The following is an 18116-nucleotide window of genomic DNA, read 5'->3' on the forward strand; positions in this document are numbered from 1 at the left end:
CCGGGTCACCCCTTCACCGCCCCGCCCAGCGCGAACCCGCCGCCCAGCCGCCGGGCCACCAGCACGTACAGCAGGATCACGGGCGTCGAGTAGAGCACGGAGAACGCGGCCAGCTGGCCGTAGGCCACCATGCCCCGGTTGCCGAAGAAGTCGTTGACGCTCACCGAGGCCGGCATCCGGTCCGGGCTGAGCAGCAGCATGAACGGGACGAAGAAGTTCCCCCACATCATCACGAACGAGAACACGGTCACCACCGCCAGGCCCGGTCCCATCAGCGGCAGCACGATCCGCACCAGGGACTGCGCGGCCGAGGCCCCGTCCGTCCAGGCCGCCTCCTCCAGCTCCCTCGGCACGCCGTCCATGAAGTTCTTCATCAGCCAGATGGCGAAAGGGAGTTGCGAGGCGGCGAAGAAGAAGACGGTGCCCTGGAGGGTGTCGATCAGATTCACCCGGACGAACAGGGCGTACACCGGCACCATGATCGCCGTGATGGGCAGGCTCGTCGCGAACAGGATGGTCAGCAGGAACGGCCGGTTCAGCCGGGAGGGGAACCGGGACAGCGGATACGCGGCGAGGGCGGCGCAGCCGACGGTCAGCGCCGTGCCGCCCCCGCACAGCAGCAGGCTGTTGAGCAGCGGGGTGTAGGTGATCTCCGGGGTGAGGACCGCGCGGAAGTTGTCCAGGGTGAGCCCGTCCGGGACGCGGACCCGCAGGCCGGCGCCCGGGTCCACGGCGGACAGCAGCACCCAGGCCAGCGGCAGCGCGAAGGCGGCGGCCATGGCGAGCAGCGCGAGATCGGCGGCGATCCGGCGGGTGGCGCGTCGGCGGGGCATCAGACCTCCGTCCGCAGCAGCCGCAGATAGACCACGGAGAACAGGGAGCCGACCAGCAGCAGGAGCAGGGCGACCGCCGTGCCGTAGCCGATCATGCTGTTCTGGAAGGCCTGTTCGTACATGAACAGGGGCAGCGTCTGGCTGTGCCCGCCGGGCCCGCCCCGGGTCATCACCCAGATCAGCCCGAAGACGGAGAGCGTCTGGAGGGTGTTGAGCATCAGGTTGGTGCCGATGGAGCGCCGGATCATCGGCAGCGTGATGTGCCACAGCCGCCGCCATCCGCCGGCCCCGTCCACCTCGGCGGCCTCGGTGATCTCGGCGGGGATCTCGTCCAGCGCGGCGGAGTACACGAGCATGGAGAACGCCGTGCCGCGCCAGACGTTGGCGAAGGACACGGCGAGTATGGGCAGCGTGAACAGCCAGTTCTGCCGGGGCAGATGCAGCTGGTCCAGGACCGCGTTCAGCGTGCCCTCGCGGCGGAAGAACGCGTACAGCAGGAACCCGGCCACCACCTCCGGCAGCACCCACGCGGTGATCACCACCCCGCCGGTCAGGGTGCGGGCGGGTTTCGAGGCGCGCTTCATCAGCGCGGCCAGCGCGAGCCCGAGGGTGTTCTGCCCGACGAGCGAGGACAGCACGGTGAACACCAGGGTCAGCCACACGGCGTTCAGGAACGCGTCGTCCCGGAAGGCGCGGCGGAAGTTGGCGAGTCCGGTGAAGGAGGAGTGGGCCTGGCCGGTCAGCTGGAGGTCGGTGAACGCGATCCAGACGCAGTAGAGGATCGGCCCGGCGAGGAAGAGCAGCAGCAGGACCAGCGCGGGACCGAGCGGGAGGGCCCGGACGACCCGGTGTCCGCGCCTCACCTGCGGACCACTCGGCCGCCGGTGACGTCCTTGACGGTGGCGTCGTAGCCGCGCGCGGCCTCCGCCACCGACAGATCACCGGTCGTGACCCCTTCCATCGCCTCCTGGACGGCGGTCGACACCTTCGGGTACGCCGGGTACGCGGGCCGGTAGTGGGTGTGGGCCACCAGGCCGGTGAAGAACTCGATGCCGGGCTGGGCGCCGGTGTAGGCGGGGTCGGCGGCGACGTCCTCGCGCACGGCGATCCCGGAGTTGGCGATGTACCACGTGCGGGCGTTGTCCTTCGTCTGGAGCGTCTTGACGAACTCGAAGGCGAGGCCGGGGTTGGCCGCCTTCGCCGGGACGGCCCAGGTCCAGCCGCCGGACATGCTCACCCTGCCCGGTGCCTGGCCGTGCTGGGTGGGCATGGCGGCCAGGCCCAGCCGCTTCGGCCAGTCGGGCCAGGTGTGCCCGCTGCCCGGCAGCCAGGACAGCGGCAGCCAGGAACCGTCGAGGGCGATGCCGAGCTTGCCCTGGGGGAGCAGTTCGCCGCTGACGGTGGTGTTGAAGTTGGGGTCGAGGGCGTCGGAGACGTCGGGGCCGAGCTTCTCCCGGTAGACGGTCTCCACGAAGGCCAGCGCGTCCTTGAAGGCCCGGGACCCGACGACCCACTTCCCCGTGGCGTCGTCGTACAGCGGATCCGAGGAGCCGTCGCCCGTGCCGTACAGGAGCATCTCGAACGTCTGCATGGTGGACCGTTCGCCCGCCGGCTTGCCGGTGTAGACGTTGAGCGGGATCACCCCGGGGACCTTCCGCTTGATGGTGCGGGCGGCGGCCAGGACGTCGTCCCAGGTCCGCGGCTGCCAGTGCGTGGGCAGGCCCGCCTTCGCGAACACCCGCCTGTCGAACCAGAGTCCGCGCGTGTCCGTGCCGTCCGGCACCCCGTACGTCTTCCCGTCCCGGCCCCGCGCCGCCGCCTTCGCGCTGCCGAGGAACCGCTTCCAGTCCGGCCACGCGGCCAGATAGGCGTCGAGCGGCTTCAAGTACCCGCTGGTGATGTCGGAGTTGATGAGGAAGGTGTCCTCGTAGACCAGGTCCGGGGCGGTGCGCGGGGAGCGCAGCATCTGCTGGAGCTTGGTGTAGTACTCCGCGTCCGGCGCCTTGATCGGCACGAACTCCACCTTCTTGCCGGGGTGTTCGCGCTCGAACTGCTTCCTTACGGCGGCCAGGTAGGTGTCCGCCACCTTGACGGAGTTGTCGGTGGACTGCTTGTACGACACCTTGATCGTGTCCGGGCCGCGGCCGGAGCCGCTGTCGCAGGCGGCGAGCGCGGTGACGGAGAGGGCGGCGGCGAGGAGCGCGGAGAGGGCGGCGGTGGGGCGCACGGGCATGACCTCCTGAGCGCACGTGGGGGTGGCGCGGAGATGACTGCCGTGTGAAGGTAAGAGCGCTGGTCCGGTCAGGTCAATGCGTCTGCGGGGTGATAGCGCGCCGGGCCCCGCGGACGGGTGCGGCGCGTGACCGTGCCGGAGGGGTCCGTGGAGGCGCCCTGCCGGCCTCCGGCCCGCCCGGTGCCCCGCTTGCCGGCGCCGGGCCGCGCGGGGTGCCGTACCGGAAGCCGGAGCGGTCGCGCCCGGGCGGCACCGGTGAGGACGATGTCACCCGCGGCGACCGGTTCGGAACACCTCCGGACGTCCGGCACCTCCGGCCCGCCGAACGCGCCGTGCGTCACGCCGTGTCGTGCGGGGGTGGGGTGGGTGACCGCGTCGGGTTTCCGGTCCGTCGGGTGTCGGCTTGTGCGGCATGCGCATCGCTGCCTGCGCGGCCCGTGCGGGTGTCCGACCGTCCGGTGGGTCCACCAGGACTGCGAGGACGCCCTCGGCGCGCGGGAGTGTGCGGCCCGCCGAACGCGCCGCGCGTCACGCCGTGTCGTGCGGGGGTGGGGTGGGTGACCGTGTCGGGTTTCCGGTCCGTCGGGTGTCGGCTTGTGCGGCATGCGCATCGCTGCCTGCGCGGCCCCTGCCGGTGTCCGACCGTCCGGTGGGTCCACCAGGACTGCGAGGACGCCCTCGGCGCGCGGGAGTGTGCGGCCTGCCGAACGCGCCGTGCGTCACGCTGTGTGGTGCGGGGGTGGGGTGGGTGACCGCGTCGGGTTTCCGGTCCGTCGGGTGTCGGCTTGTGCGGCATGCGCATCGCTGCCTGCGCGGCCCCTGCCGGTGTCCGACCGTCCGGTGGGTCCACCAGGACTGCGAGGACGCCCTCGGCGCGCGGGAGTGTGCGGCCCGCCGAACGCGCCGTGCGTCACGCCGTGTCGTGCGGGGTGGGGTGGGCGACCGCGTCGGTGTCCGGAGTTCGTGCGTCACCGTCCCTGGGGAACCCACCGGTACACCAGTTCGGGCCGGCCCACCTGCCCGTACAGCGGGCTCCGTCCCGCCCTGCCCGTGTCCACCAGATGCTCCAGGTACCGCCGTGCGGTGATCCGGGAGATGCCCACCGTCTCGGCCAGTCCGGTCGCCGTGAGCCCCTCCGGTGCCTCCCGCAGCGCGCCCGTCACCCGTTCCAGCGTCGGTGCGCTCAGGCCCTTCGGCAGGGCCGCCGGTGTCGGGGCGCGCAGGGCCGCCAGGGCCCGGTCCACCTCGTCCTGGCCGCTCGCCTCGCCCACCGCCGCGTGGAACTCGGCGTAGCGCACCAGCCGGTCCCGCAGCGTCGCGAACGTGAACGGTTTCAGCACGTACTGGACGACGCCCAGCGAGACGCCCTCCCGCACCACCGCCAGGTCCCGCGCCGAGGTCACCGCGATCACGTCGGCCGGGTGCCCGCACGCCCGCAGCGACCGGGCCAGGTGCAGTCCGTGCAGGTCCGGCAGGTGCAGGTCGAGCAGCAGCAGGTCCACCGGAGTGCGGTCCAGGATCCGCCGGGCCTCCGCGCCCGTGTGCGCCTTCCCGACCGCGACGAACCCGGGCACCCGGCCGACGTACATCACGTGCGCGTCGGCGGCCACCGGGTCGTCCTCGACGACGAGGACGCGGATGGGCTGCCGTTCCTCCGTCATCCGGCGCCGCCCAGGGCCGCGCGCAACGGCAACCGCACCTCGAACACCGCTCCGCCCCCGCCGTCCTCGCCGGACTCCGTCACCGTCAGCGTGCCCTCGTGGCGGGTCACCGCCTGCCGGACCAGGGCCAGCCCGAGCCCCCGCCCGCCGGGCCCGGCCGGCTTGGTGGAGAATCCCCGCTGGAACACCAGGTGGGCCAGGGCGGGGTCGACACCGGGTCCGGTGTCCGACACGCGGAGCACCAGTCCGGTGCCCGAAGCGTACGCCGTCACGGTCACCCGCGCCCGCGCGCTGCCCTGGGCCGCGTCCACCGCGTTGTCGATCAGGTTGCCGAGGACGGTCACCAGGTCACGCGCGGGCAGGCTGTCCGGCAGCAGGCCGTCGTCCAGGCGGCTGTCCGGCGAGACCACCAGCTCCACGCCCCGCTCGTGCGCCTGGGCCGTCTTGCCCAGCAGCAGCGCGGCCAGCACCGGCTCGCCCACCGCCGCCACCACCTGGTCGGTGAGGGCCTGCGCCAGCTCCAGCTCGGCCGTGGCGAACTCCACCGCCTCCTCGGCCCGGCCCAGCTCGATCAGCGAGACGACCGTGTGCAGCCGGTTCGCGGCCTCGTGCGCCTGGGAGCGCAGCGCCTGTGTGAAGCCCCGCTCGGAGTCCAGCTCGCCCATCAGGGACTGGAGTTCGGTCACGTCCCGGAGCGTGACGACCGTGCCCCGGCGCTCGCCCCCGGTCACCGGGGAGGTGTTCACCACCAGCACGCGGGACGCCGTCAGGTGCACCTCGTCCACCCGGGGCTCGGCGGACAGCAGGGCGCCGGTCAGCGGGGCGGGCAGGCCGAGACCGGCCACCGAGCGGCCGATCAGCTCCGCGTCCGGGGTGCCGCCGAGGCCCAGCAGCTCCCGGCCGCCGTCGTTGACCAGGGCGATGCGGTACCGGCCGTCCAGCATCAGCAGCCCCTCCCGGACCGCGTGCAGCGCCGCCTGGTGATAGTCGTGCATCCGGCTCAGCTCGCCGGCGTTCATGCCGTGGGTGTGGCGGCGCAGCCGGGCGTTGATCACATAGGTGCCGACCGCGCCCAGCACCAGCGTCCCGCCGGCCACGGCGAGCAGCGCCGTGACCTGGTCCTGGACCCGGGCGCTGATCGTCTCCACCTTGATGCCGGCGCTGACCAGCCCGACGACCCGGCCGCCGTCCGTGACCGGGGTCACCGCGCGGACGGACGGGCCGAGCGTGCCGGTGTAGGTCTCGGTGAAGGTGCGGCCGTGCAGGGCGGGGCCGATGGTGCCGAGGAAGCGCCTGCCGATCTGGGCGCGGTCCGGGTGGGTCCAGCGGATGCCCGACGGGTCCATGATCGTCACGAAGTCGACATTGGCGTCCCGGGCGACCTGGAGGGCGTACGGCTCCAGCCGGTCCGTGGGGTCCGGGGCGCGGACGGCCGTGCGGACCGAGGGGGCGTCGGCGACCGTCCGGGCGACGGCCGTGGCCTGCCGGGCGGCGGACTCCTCGGCCTGCCCCCGGTCGCTGACATAGGTGAACAGCGCGTACCCGGCCACGACCACCGCGATCAGCACGGCCTGCATGGCGAACAGCTGGCCGGCCAGGCTGCGGGGCCGGGGGAGGGCGGGCAGACGCATGGGAGCAGTGTGCCTCTTCGTCCGATCGTGAACTAAATGAACGGAAGGGTGACCCCCCTCACCCGCCGGGAGATAGTCACGGCATTCCCCGTAACGCCCGGACGTGAGCCGCACGCCGGTTGTTCGCCGACGAAGACGTCAAGGAGGGCAGTCGTGGCCGCCAGCCCCGCCGACACGGCATCCGCCGCACCCCGCGCCCCGCGGGACCGGACCCATTACCTGTACATCGCCGTGATCGCGGCGGTCGCGCTCGGCATCGCCGTGGGCCTGATCTGGCCCGACGCGGCGGTGGAGCTGAAGCCGCTGGGCACCGGCTTTGTGAACCTGATCAAGATGATGATCTCGCCGATCATCTTCTGCACGATCGTGCTCGGTATCGGTTCGGTACGGAAGGCCGCGAAGGTCGGCGCCGTCGGCGGTATCGCCCTCGGCTACTTCCTGGTGATGTCCCTGGTCGCGCTCGCCATCGGTCTGGTGGTCGGCAATGTGCTGCACCCCGGCGACGGACTGCACCTGACCGACGCGCTGCGCAGGAGCGGCCACGCCCAGGTGGAGAGCGACGCGCTGCCGCCGGTGGACTTCGTGCTGTCGATCATCCCGAACACCTTCGTGTCCGCGTTCACCCAGGGCGAGGTGCTCCAGACGCTGCTGGTGGCGCTGCTCGCCGGGTTCGCGCTCCAGGCCATGGGCCCGGCCGGGCAGCCGGTGCTGCGCGGCATCGAGCACCTCCAGCGGCTCGTCTTCCGCATCCTGTCGATGGTGATGTGGGCCGCGCCGGCCGGTGCGTTCGGCGCGATCGCGGCGGTGGTCGGCTCGGCCGGTGTCGACGCGCTCAAGAGCCTCGCCGTGCTGATGCTGGGCTTCTACGTCACCTGCTTCCTGTTCGTCTTCCTGGTGCTCGGCGCGCTGCTGCGGATCTTCGCTGGGCTGAACGTCTTCTCCCTGTTCAAGTACCTCGCCCGCGAGTTCCTGCTGATCCTGTCCACGTCCTCGTCGGAGTCCGCGCTGCCCCGGCTGATCGCGAAGATGGAGCACCTGGGCGTCAGCCGGCCGGTGGTCGGCATCACCGTGCCGACGGGCTACTCCTTCAACCTCGACGGCACGATGATCTACATGACCATGGCGTCGCTGTACATCGCGGACGCGCTGGGCACGCCGATGTCGGTCGGCGAGCAGATCCCGCTGCTGCTGTTCCTGCTGCTGGCGTCCAAGGGCGCGGCCGGGGTCAGCGGCGCGGGCCTCGCCACGCTGGCCGGCGGCCTCCAGTCGCACAAGCCGGCCCTGGTGGACGGCGTCGGGCTGATCGTGGGCATCGACCGGTTCATGAGCGAGGCACGGGCGCTGACGAACTTCGCGGGGAACGCGGTGGCGACGGTGCTCGTCGGGACGTGGACCAAGGAGATCGACAAGGAGCGGGTGCGGGCCGTGCTGGCCGGTCAGGTGCCGTTCGACGAGACCACGCTGCTGGACGAGGGGCGGTCCGTGACGGACGAGACTCCGTCGGCTCCGAAGGAGGGGCTGGTCAAGGCCTGACCGCCGGCACGGCCCGCGCCCTGTCCGGCGCCCTCCCGCTCCGGCCGTCCGGCCCCGCCTGAACCGGGGCCGGCCGGCCGGCTTTTTTGATGGTCCACGTCGCTTCTCCCGCGCGGCCCGGGACACGCCTACGCCACCTCGGCCACCAGTTCCGCGGCCCGTGAGGCGGGTACGCCCGCCGCGGTCAGGACGGCGACCGTGGCCGAGCGGCCCGCCTCCGCCGCTGCCAGGAGGCCGTCGTTCACCGCCTCCATCAGGGCGAACAGCATCTGCTCGTGGACGTACGCCAGCGCGGGCGCGGGCAGCGGCGAGCGGAAGACGCCCGTGTCCAGCCCGCGCTGGAGCAGGCGTACCTTCGCCTCGCGCAGGGGGGCGAGGCGGTCGCGGATGCCCTGGACGGTGACCGTCCGCTGGGCCAGCGCGATCAGCAACCGGTAGCGGTCCGCCGTCTGCCAGACCGCGAGCACCGACCGGGCCACCGCCTCCGCCGGGTCCGTCACCCCCGCCCGGCCCGCCGCGTCGGCGTCCGCGAGCGCCTGCACCGCCTCGTCGACGAGCGTGCTGATCAGCGCCTCGCGGCTGGGGAAGTGGCCGTACACCGTCCGTCGTACGACCCCTGCCGCGCGGGCGATCTGGTCCATGGACGCGTCGGGGTCGCGCAGCAGTTCCGCGAGGGCGACGTCGAGGATGCGGCGCCGGTTTGCGTCGGCGCGGCTGGTGTTACCCGTGGTCATGGCGGTCATTGTGCCTTCCCGCCCCCGTTCCGACTGGACTTGCACAGTACTGTGCAACGTCGTACATTGCACATAGTTGTGCAATTGCACGTCACTGTGCAAGTCCGTCGCGTACCCGAGGAAGGCGATCCCTGCCATGCGACTCGTCATGACCGAACCGGTCGAGAGGATGGAGCGCCCCTACGCCCGGCGATGGTGGGCGCTGCTGGTGCTCTGCCTCAGCCTGCTGATCATCGTGATGGCGAACACCGCCCTCACCGTCGCCGCGCCCGACATGACGAAGGACCTCGGGCTCTCCAGCGCCGACCTCCAGTGGGTGATCGACGGCTACACCGTGCCGTACGCGGCGCTGATGCTGCTGCTCGGCGCGATCGGCGACAAGTACAGCCGGCGCGGCGCGCTCGTCCTCGGCCTGGTGGTGTTCGGCGGCGGGGCCGTGTTCGGATACCTCGCCGACAGCGCGGCCACCGTCATCGCGGCCCGCGCGGTGATGGGCGTCGGCGCGGCGCTGATCATGCCGGCCACCCTCTCGCTGCTCGCCGCGACCTTCCCGCGCGCCGAGCGGGCCAAGGCCATCACCCTGTGGACCGCCACCGCCGGGCTCGCCATCGCCGCCGGACCCGTGGTGGCCGGCGCCCTGCTGCGCGACCACGGCTGGTCCTCGACCTTCCTGATCAACGTGCCGGTCGCGGCCGTCGCGCTCGTCGCCGCCTTCGCCCTCGTCCCGCCGTCGAAGGCGGGCCACCACGACCGCATCGACTACGTCGGCGGCGTGCTGTCGGTGATCTGGACCGCCGCGCTCGTCTACATGATCATCGAGGGCCCGCACTTCGGCTGGGGCGCCAAGGCCATCGGCGCGGCCGTCGTCGCCGGCGCCGGTCTGGTCGCCTTCGTGCTGTGGGAGCTGCGCCACCCGCGCCCGCTCCTGGACGTGCGCCGCTTCACCGCCCGCCGGTTCGCGGGCTCCAACCTCGCCGTCGCCCTGTTCTTCCTGGCCGTCTTCGGCGCCTTCTACTACCTGACCCAGCACCTGCAGTTCGTCCTCGGCTACGACGCCCTGCAGACCGGTGTGCGCATGCTGCCGCTCGCCGGCGCCGTGTTCGCCGGCTCGGCCCTGACCGCTGTGCTCACCCCGCGCGTCGGCATGAAGTGGACCGTCGGCGCGGGCATGGCCGGCGGCACCGTCGCCCTGGCCCTGCTCACCCGGGTGGACGCGGGCTCCACGTACGGCGACTTTGTGGCGCCCCTGATCATCCTGGGCCTCGCGATAGGCCTGGCCCTGTCGCCCTGCACCGACGCGATCATGGGCGCGTTCCCGGAGTCGGAGCTGGGCGTCGGCGGCGCCGTCAACGACACCTCGCTGGAGCTGGGCGGCTCGCTCGGCATCGCGATCCTCGGCTCCCTGCTGGCCACCTCCTACAGCGGCCACCTGTCCGACGCCACCCAGGGCAGCAAGCTCCCGGCGAGCGCCCTGGACACCGCCCAGGACTCGGTCGGCGCCGGGTACGCCGTCGCCCAGGGCATCGGCGAGAAGGCGCACCAGGCCGCGGCCCGGGCCCAGCAGGCGACCGACCCGCAGCAGGCCGCGCAGCTCAAGCAGCAGGCCGGTGAACTGGCGTCGGGCGCCCGGCAGATGGCCGACGCGGTCGGCTCCGCCTTCTCCGACGCGGTCGCCCACACCAGCCTGGTCGGCGCGGTGATCCTCGGCATCGGCACGGTCCTGGTGGCCGTCCTGCTGCCGCGCCACGAGGCCGCGGCCCAGGAGCGGGAGAACGCGGACAAGGAACTCGCGGACAGCCAAACCGCCTGACCCTCCGGGGTACGCGACCGGCCGGGACCGATGTCCCGGCCGGTCTTGCCTTGACGCCGACGTCAACCCGTACCGTCGGGGCATGCGAATCGGCGAACTGGCCGCACGGGCCGGAACCACGACCCGCACCCTGCGCTACTACGAGTCCCGCGGGCTGCTGCCGGCCCGGCGCGACGCCCATGGACACCGGACGTACGACGAGGGCGATCTGCGGCTGCTGGCCCAGATCCGCACCCTGCGGGACTTCGGTTTCGACCTGGAGGAGACCCGGCCGTTCGTGGAGTGTCTGCGGGCCGGGCACCCGGAGGGCGATGCCTGCCCGGCCTCGCTGGTGGTCTACCGGCACAAGCTGGCCGAGCTGGACGCGCTCATCGGACAGCTGAGCGCCGTACGGGACACGGTCGCGGGGCAGCTGGCGCGGGCCGAGCGGGCACGCGACGAGCTGGCCGCCGAGGCGCTGGTTCCGGGGGGTCCGGAACCGCGGTGCGAACTGGGAGGGCGGCAGTGATGAGCAAAGCGGCGGGTGTGGCGGAAGTGGGAGACGCGGACTTCGCGACCGAGGTCCTGGAAGCGGAACTGCCGGTGCTGGTGGAGTTCACGGCCGACTGGTGCCCGCCGTGCCGGCAGATGGCGCCGGTGCTCAGCCGGCTCGCGGCCGAGGAGGGGGAGCGGCTCAAGGTCGTCCAGCTGGACGTGGACCACAACCCGGACACCACCAACGCCTACAAGGTGCTGTCGATGCCCACGTTCATGGTCTTCCGGGGCGGTGAGCCGGTGAAGGCGATGGTCGGGGCGCGGCCCCAGCGGAAGCTGCTGGAGGAGCTGGCCGACGTGCTGTAAAGCGCCGCGGCCGGACACCAAAAATCCCCCGGGCAATTGCGCTCGGGGGATTTCGCTGCGTATATTCGGTGGTTCGCGACTTCCCTGGAGTACGTCGCGGAGAAGTTCAGTGACCACAGTATATGCGGGCGGGAGCGGAATTGTCAAACGCGGATCTGTCGAACAGCGAATTTCCCGACGATGAATTGCGCGGCGAGCAGGAATTCATCGACGGACTGTACGCACGCGTGGACGCCCTGCGCGGCGAGACCGAGACCTCCGTCGCGGACGCCCTCGCCCAGGGCGACAAGCCCATGCAGGCGCGGCTGGAGCGGGACATCCTCGTCGCCGAGCGCTCGGGGCTGCTCGCCGCGCTGAACGCCGTGGACGGCTCGCTCTGCTTCGGCCGGATCGACCTGGCCGACGGCACCACCCACCACATCGGCCGGATCGGGCTGCGCGAGGACGACACCGAGCGCACCCCCGTGCTGATCGACTGGCGGGCCGACGTCGCCCGCCCGTTCTACCTGGCCACCGGCCACACCCCGATGGGCCTGCGCCGCCGCCGGCACATCGCCACCGAGGGCCGCACGGTCACCTCCCTGCACGACGAGATCCTGGACCTCGGCGACGCCACCCGCACCGGCCACGAGGACCACAACGGCGACGCCGTGCTGCTGGCCGCGCTGAACTCGGCGCGCACCGGCCGGATGAGCGACATCGTGCAGACCATCCAGGCCGAGCAGGACCGCATCATCCGGGCGCCGCACCGCGGGGTGCTGGTCGTGGAGGGCGGCCCCGGCACCGGGAAGACCGCGGTGGCCCTGCACCGGGCGGCCTACCTGCTCTACGAGCACCGGGAGCTGCTGGCCCGCCGCGCGGTCCTCATCGTCGGCCCCAACCCCGCCTTCCTCGGCTACATCGGCGAGGTGCTGCCCTCCCTCGGCGAGACCGGGGTGCTGCTGGCCACGGTCGGCGAGCTGTTCCCCGGGGTGAGGGCCACCGCGGCCGACACCCCGGAGGCCGCCGCGGTCAAGGGCCGCGCGGAGATGGCCGAGGTGCTGGCCGCGGTCGTCCGCGACCGGCAGGCCCTGCCGGACCCGGTGATCGCGATCGAGCACGACCGGGAGGTGCTGATGCTGGACGACGGCCTGGTGAACGTCGCCCGCGAGCGCACCCGCGCCGCCAGGCTGCCGCACAACGCGGCCCGCGAGTACTTCGAGGGGCACATCCTCAACACGCTCACCGAGCTGTACGCCGAGCGCGTGGGCACCGACCCCTACGACGGCAGCAGCCTGCTCGACGCCTCCGACATCACCCAGATCCGCGACGAGATCGCCGAGAACCCCGAGGTCTGGGAGGCCATCGACCGGCTGTGGCCCAGGATCACCCCGCAGCGGCTGGTCGCCGACTTCCTCGCCGAGCCCGACGGCTATCTCGCGCGGGAGGACGCCGACGCGATCCGCCGCCCGGTCACCCGCGCCTGGACCGTCGCCGACGTCCCGCTGCTGGACGAGGCGGCCGAACTCCTCGGCGAGGACGACCGGCTGGCCCGGGCCCGCGCCGAACGCGAACGCGAGACCCAGGTGGCCTACGCGCAGGGCGTGCTCGACGTGTCGTACGCCTCCCGGACCTACGAGTTCGAGGACAAGGAGGACAGCGACCCGGAGGCGAGCGAGGTCCTCTCCGCGCACGACATCATCGACGCCGAGCGGTTCGCCGAACGGCACGAGGAGGCCGACCACCGCAGCGCCGCCGAACGGGCCGCCGCCGACCGCACCTGGGCGTTCGGGCACATCATCGTGGACGAGGCACAGGAACTGTCCCCGATGGCCTGGCGGCTGCTGATGCGGCGCAGCCCGACCCGCTCCATGACCCTGGTCGGCGACCCCGCCCAGACCGCGGAGGCGGCCGGCGTCGGCTCCTGGGCGGACATCCTCGCCCCCTATGTCGAGGACCGCTGGGAGCACACCCGGCTGGGCGTCAACTACCGCACCCCGGCCGAGATCATGGACCTGGCGGCGGCCGTGGTCCGCGCCGAGCACCCGGACTTCGAGCCGCCCAGCTCCGTCCGCTCCACCGGCGTACGGCCCTGGGTGCGGCAGGCCGCCGGGGACCTGCCCGGCGCGGTCGCCGAGGCGGTCGCCGAACTCACCCCCGCCGAGGGCCGGCTGGCCGTCATCGCCCCGCGCGCGCTGCACCGCGCCCTCGCCGCCCGACTGGACGGGGTGACGGCGGGCGCGGACCCCGACCTGACCCGCACGGTGGTGCTGCTCGACCCCCGCCAGGCCAAGGGCCTGGAGTTCGACTCCGTCCTGGTGGTGGAGCCGAGCGCCTACGGCACCAGCGACCTGTACGTGTCCCTGACGCGCGCCACCCAGCGCCTGGGCGTCCTGCACACCGGGCGGCTCCCGGCCGGGCTCACGCCGGCCGCAGCCACACCGTAGCCAGTGGGGGCAGGGTCAGGCGGAGGCTCGTGGGGCGGCCGTGGGCGGACCGCGGCTCCGGTTTGACCGGGTCCGGGTGGGTGACGCCGCTGCCGCCGTAACGGGTGGCGTCGGTGTTCAGCACCTCCGCCCAGGCCGGGACGTCCTCCGGCACCCCGATGCGGTAGTCGGGGCGGACCACCGGCGCCAGGTGGGAGACCGCGAGCAGCGGGGTGCCGTCGGCGGCGCGGCGCAGGAACGCGAAGACGTTGTCGTCGGCCGCGTCCCCGGCGATCCACTCGAACCCCGCCGGGTCGGTGTCCCGCTGCCACAGCGCCGGTGCGGCCCGGTACACCGCGTTCAGGTCCCGGACGAGGTCCTGGACGCCCCGGTGGTCCGCCGCCGCGCCGTACTCCGGGTCCAGCAGCCACCAGTCCGGGCCGCGCGCCTCGGACCACTCCGCTCCCTGCGCGAACTCCTGGCCCATGAACAGCAGTTGCTTGCCGGGATGGGCCCACATGAAGCCCAGGTAGGCCCGGTGGCCGGCACGCCGCTGCCACCAGTCGCCCGGCATCTTCGACACCAGGGACCCCTTGCCGTGCACCACCTCGTCGTGGGAGATCGGCAGGACGTAGTTCTCGCTGTAGGCGTACACCATTGAGAACGTCATCTCGTGGTGGTGGTGCTTGCGGTGCACGGGATCGTGGCTCATGTACTGGAGCGAGTCGTGCATCCAGCCCATGTTCCACTTCAGGCCGAAACCGAGCCCGCCGAACCCGCTGGGGCCCCGGTGATGGGTGGGGCGGGTGACGCCGTCCCAGGCCGTGGACTCCTCGGCGATGGTGACCACGCCCGGGCAGCGCCGGTAGACGGTGGCGTTCATCTCCTGGAGGAAGGCCACCGCGTCCAGGTTCTCCCGCCCGCCGTGCTCGTTGGGCGTCCATTGCCCGGAGTCCCGCGAGTAGTCCAGGTAGAGCATCGAGGCCACCGCGTCCACCCGCAGCCCGTCGATGTGGAACTCCTCGCACCAGTACACCGCGTTGGCCACCAGGAAGTTGCGCACCTCGCGCCGCCCGAGGTCGAACTCCAGCGTGCCCCAGTCCGGGTGGGCGGCCCGCGCCGGATCCTGCGGCTCGTACAGCGGGCGCCCGTCGAAGTCGGCCAGCGCCCATTCGTCGCGCGGGAAGTGGGCCGGCACCCAGTCCATCAGCACCCCGATGCCGGCCTGGTGCAGCCGGTCCACCAGGTACTTGAAGTCGTCGGGGCTGCCGAGGCGTGCCGTCGGTGCGTAGTACCCGGTGACCTGGTAGCCCCACGAGCCGCCGAAGGGATGCTCGGCGACCGGCATCAGCTCCACGTGCGTGAAGCCCATCTCCCGGACGTAGTCGGTGAGCTCACCGGCCAGTTCGCGGTACGTCAGCCCGGGCCGCCAGGACGGCAGGTGCACCTCGTAGACGGAGAAGGGGGCCTCGTGCACCGGGATGTCCGCGCGGTGGGCCAGCCACTCGGCGTCGCCCCACTCGTGGCGCGAGACGTCCACGACGGAGGAGGTCGCGGGCGGCACCTCGGTGCGGCGGGCCATCGGGTCGGCGCGCTGGGTGTGCGAGCCGTCCGGGCGGGTGATCTCGAACTTGTACAGCTCCCCTTCGCCGATCCCCGGCACGAACAGCTCCCAGACCCCGGTGCCGCCCAGCGAGCGCATCGGGAAGCCGGTTCCGTCCCAGAAGTTGAAGGAGCCGGTGACCCGGACGCCCCGCGCGTTCGGCGCCCACACCGCGAACCGGGTGCCGGTGACGCCCTGGTGGGTGAGGACGTGCGCGCCCAGCGCCCGCCACAGCTGCTCGTGCCGGCCCTCGCCGATCAGATGCAGGTCCAGCTCGCCGAGGGTGGGCAGGAAGCGGTAGGGGTCCTCGGTCTCGTGGACCGTGCCGTCGTAGGTGACCAGCAGCCGGTGGGCGGGGACCGAGGAAAGGGGGAGCAGGCCGGAGAAGAAGCCGTCGCCGTCGTCGTGCAGGCGCGCGCGCAGTTCGCCGCAGTCCACGGTGACGGCCTCGGCGTACGGGCGGAAGACGCGGAAGGCGACCCCGCCGGGGACCGGATGGGCGCCGAGGACGGTGTGCGGATCGTGGTGGGTGCCGTGCAGCAGCCGCTCCCGGTCACCGGCGTCCAGGGCGGCGGAGACGGCGGAGACCACGGGGGCGGGAGCCGGGGCGGGGGTGGCTTCCCGTTCGGGCGGCGCCTGCTGCGCGGGCACCCGGTCGGCCCGGGCCGTGTGCGCCTGCGCGGCCGTCCCCTCCCCGGCGGTCCGCTCCCCGCCGGTCCTCCTTCCGGCCGTGGTGTTCCCGGCGGTCTGGTTCCCGGTCGTACCGGGGGTCTTCCTGGCGGCTGGCTTCTTGGAGGTCACGAGCGAGTCTCCCGGACGGGGATCAGGTCGGGTCGGATCGGGTCAGATCGGGTCGGACGCGGCGAGGCGGCGGATCGCCGACATCGGTACGGGGAGCCAGTCGGGCCGGTGCCGGGCCTCGTAGACGACCTCGTAGACCGCCTTGTCGGTCTCGTAGGCCCGCAGCAGCACCGGGTCGGTGCGCGGATCGCGGCCGGACGCCTCCGCGTACCCGGCGCAGTAGGCCGCCCGGCAGGTGTGCGCCCAGTCCCGGGCGGGCGGGCGGACCGAGTGGGCCGCGTAGTCGAAGGACCGGAGCATCCCCGCGATGTCCCGCACCACGGGCTGCGGCATGCGCCGCTCCGCCAGCGGCCGGGCCGGCTCGCCCTCGAAGTCGATCAGCGACCAGCCGCCGGACGGCGCCCGCAGGCACTGCCCCAGGTGCAGATCGCCGTGCACCCGCTGGGCGGTCCAGGTGCGGCCCTCGGCGGCGAGCGCGGCCAGCGCCGTGTAGGCCGAGCGCAGCCCGGGTTCGTACGGGCCCAGGGCCGGCACCGCCCGCACGGCCGCCGCCAGCCGCTCGGTCATGCCGTCCACCAGTGCCTCCAGCCGGGGGTGGCCGAGGGTGACGGTGGGCAGGGCGCGGGCGAGCGCGGTGTGCACCTCGGCGGTGGCCCGGCCGAGCGCGTGCGCCTCCGCCGCGAAGTCCTCGCCCTTGGCCAGCTCGCGCAGTGCCAGCTCCCAGCCGTCGCCCGCCCCGCTGACATAGGGCTGGAGCACGGCGAGGACGTACGGCTCGCCGCCCGGCTCGGCCCGCAGCCAGCCCGTCGGCGCGGGCACCCGCGGGCAGCCCTCGCGGGCGAGCGCGAGCGGCAGCTCCAGATCGGGGTTGACGCCGGGCACCACCCGGCGCAGCACCTTGAGAATGAACGTATCTCCATAGACCACCGACGAGTTGGACTGCTCGGCGGTCATCAGCCGGGCCACCAGGCCGGGCCGGATCTCCTGGCCCGCGTCCCGTTCGAAGCGCAGCACGCCGACCCGGGACCGGCGGCGCAGGGCCTCCAGGAGCAGTTCGGCGGGCCGGGGGTCGTACAGCGCGTCGTACACCGTGCACCCGGCGAGCGGGCCCTCGGTGACGTGTCCGATCAGCGCGGGCGCCAGCCGGGGCGGCAGTGCCTCGCGCACGCCGACCAGGAGCTGATAGCAGTCGCCGGGGTGCGGCTCACCGCCCGGTACGGACGGCTGGTGGACCCGCAGCAGCAGGTGGTACAGGCCCAGCCGGCCGCCGGGAGCGAGCAGTTCGGTGACCGTCACCGGGGTGAAGCCGGTGACCGGGCGCCCCTTGCCCGCGAACCAGCGCTGCCGGGGCAGCCAGCCGCGCAGCAGGGGGTCGAGCGAGGCGAGGAGTGAACCGGTGGTGCCTAAGGGGGTGACCGTTTCCGCCATGGCGTCACGTCCTTTCCCCGTAAGTGGGCGGGGTGTTACTGAGGGGTGCCCCGGGTGGGACGGTGGAAACCGCCCCACCGGGCGCCGGGTTACGCGGCTTCGTGGCGCAGCCGGAACCAGTAGAAGCCGTGCCCCGCGAGGGTGAGCAGGTACGGCAGTTCGCCGATCGCCGGGAACCGCACCCCGCCGAACAGCTCGACGGGATGCCGCCCGCCGAACCGGCTGAGGTCCAGCTCGGTGGGCTGGGCGAAGCGGGAGAAGTTGTGCACGCACAGCACCAGGTCGTCCTCGTACTCGCGCAGGAACGCCAGCACCGCCGGGTTGGACGACGGCAGTTCGGTGTAGGAGCCGAGTCCGAAGGCGGGGTTCTGCTTGCGGATCTCGATCATCCGGCGGGTCCAGTGCAGCAGGCTGGACGGGGAGGACATGGAGGCTTCCACGTTGGTGACCTGGTAGCCGTAGACCGGGTCCATGATCGTCGGCAGGAACAGGCGTCCCGGGTCGCAGGACGAGAAGCCGGCGTTGCGGTCGGGGGTCCACTGCATGGGGGTGCGGACGGCGTCGCGGTCGCCGAGCCAGATGTTGTCGCCCATGCCGATCTCGT

14 protein-coding genes are annotated in these 18116 nt (G+C 72.8%); 5 read left to right on the forward strand and 9 right to left on the reverse strand.

All coding sequences use genetic code 11. From position 1 onward, the window contains the following. Positions 1 to 5: 5 nt before the first annotated feature. The 5 genes from AB0E62_RS26100 to AB0E62_RS26120 all read right to left on the reverse strand — a co-directional run bounded on the left by AB0E62_RS26100 (position 6) and on the right by AB0E62_RS26120 (position 6358). Positions 6 to 833, reverse strand: coding sequence for a carbohydrate ABC transporter permease (locus tag AB0E62_RS26100; protein ID WP_362198468.1), 828 nt, complete (start codon positions 831 to 833; stop codon positions 6 to 8). Beyond that, entirely contained in the window at positions 833 to 1696 is an 864-nt protein-coding gene (locus tag AB0E62_RS26105; RefSeq protein ID WP_362198471.1) for a sugar ABC transporter permease, read from the reverse strand. The genes AB0E62_RS26100 and AB0E62_RS26105 overlap by 1 nt, the downstream gene beginning before the upstream one ends. Continuing rightward, positions 1693 to 3066 (reverse strand): extracellular solute-binding protein, encoded by a 1374-nt coding sequence (locus AB0E62_RS26110; RefSeq protein WP_362198474.1) that lies wholly within the window; start codon positions 3064 to 3066, stop codon positions 1693 to 1695. The genes AB0E62_RS26105 and AB0E62_RS26110 overlap by 4 nt, the downstream gene beginning before the upstream one ends. A 968-nt stretch (positions 3067 to 4034) precedes the next feature. Continuing rightward, positions 4035 to 4727, reverse strand: a complete 693-nt coding sequence (locus AB0E62_RS26115) for a response regulator (RefSeq protein ID WP_362198477.1) — start codon at positions 4725 to 4727, stop codon at positions 4035 to 4037. Next, positions 4724 to 6358: a sensor histidine kinase gene (locus AB0E62_RS26120; protein ID WP_362198480.1), complete on the reverse strand. Its 1635-nt coding sequence runs from the start codon at positions 6356 to 6358 to the stop codon at positions 4724 to 4726. The genes AB0E62_RS26115 and AB0E62_RS26120 overlap by 4 nt, the downstream gene beginning before the upstream one ends. Positions 6359 to 6511: 153 nt before the next feature. Here AB0E62_RS26120 and AB0E62_RS26125 point away from each other — a divergent pair, with 153 nt between their 5' ends. Next, entirely contained in the window at positions 6512 to 7891 is a 1380-nt protein-coding gene (locus AB0E62_RS26125) for a cation:dicarboxylase symporter family transporter (protein ID WP_362198483.1), read from the forward strand. A gap of 128 nt (positions 7892 to 8019) precedes the next feature. On the opposite strand, the gene AB0E62_RS26130 is transcribed toward AB0E62_RS26125, so the two are convergent. Continuing rightward, positions 8020 to 8634, reverse strand: a complete 615-nt coding sequence (locus tag AB0E62_RS26130; protein ID WP_362198485.1) for a TetR/AcrR family transcriptional regulator — start codon at positions 8632 to 8634, stop codon at positions 8020 to 8022. 127 nt (positions 8635 to 8761) lie between these two features. Between AB0E62_RS26130 and AB0E62_RS26135 the strand changes: the two genes are divergently transcribed. The 4 genes from AB0E62_RS26135 to AB0E62_RS26150 all read left to right on the forward strand — a co-directional run bounded on the left by AB0E62_RS26135 (position 8762) and on the right by AB0E62_RS26150 (position 13701). Continuing rightward, positions 8762 to 10435, forward strand: a complete 1674-nt coding sequence (locus AB0E62_RS26135; RefSeq protein ID WP_362198488.1) for an MFS transporter — start codon at positions 8762 to 8764, stop codon at positions 10433 to 10435. 82 nt (positions 10436 to 10517) lie between these two features. Then, positions 10518 to 10943: a MerR family transcriptional regulator gene (locus tag AB0E62_RS26140; protein ID WP_362198491.1), complete on the forward strand. Its 426-nt coding sequence runs from the start codon at positions 10518 to 10520 to the stop codon at positions 10941 to 10943. Continuing rightward, positions 10943 to 11275 (forward strand): thioredoxin domain-containing protein, encoded by a 333-nt coding sequence (locus AB0E62_RS26145; RefSeq protein ID WP_362198494.1) that lies wholly within the window; start codon positions 10943 to 10945, stop codon positions 11273 to 11275. The genes AB0E62_RS26140 and AB0E62_RS26145 overlap by 1 nt, the downstream gene beginning before the upstream one ends. Before the next feature lie 122 nt (positions 11276 to 11397). Then, positions 11398 to 13701, forward strand: a complete 2304-nt coding sequence (locus tag AB0E62_RS26150; protein ID WP_362198497.1) for a UvrD-helicase domain-containing protein — start codon at positions 11398 to 11400, stop codon at positions 13699 to 13701. Here AB0E62_RS26150 and glgB read toward each other — a convergent pair. The 3 genes from glgB to AB0E62_RS26165 form a co-directional block, all read right to left on the reverse strand. Continuing rightward, positions 13676 to 15874: a 1,4-alpha-glucan branching enzyme gene (glgB, locus tag AB0E62_RS26155; protein WP_362198509.1), complete on the reverse strand. Its 2199-nt coding sequence runs from the start codon at positions 15872 to 15874 to the stop codon at positions 13676 to 13678. The genes AB0E62_RS26150 and glgB overlap by 26 nt on opposite strands. 252 nt (positions 15875 to 16126) lie before the next feature. Continuing rightward, the gene (locus AB0E62_RS26160) at positions 16127 to 17512 is read right to left on the reverse strand and encodes a maltokinase (protein WP_362198500.1); all 1386 of its coding nucleotides are present in this window, start codon (positions 17510 to 17512) and stop codon (positions 16127 to 16129) included. Positions 17513 to 17601: 89 nt separating this feature from the next. Next, positions 17602 to 18116 (reverse strand): alpha-glucosidase C-terminal domain-containing protein (locus AB0E62_RS26165; protein WP_362198503.1); only part of this gene is annotated, 515 nt, incomplete at its 5' end.

Source organism: Streptomyces sp. NPDC038707 (assembly GCF_040636485.1).
GTDB lineage: Bacteria > Actinomycetota > Actinomycetes > Streptomycetales > Streptomycetaceae > Streptomyces.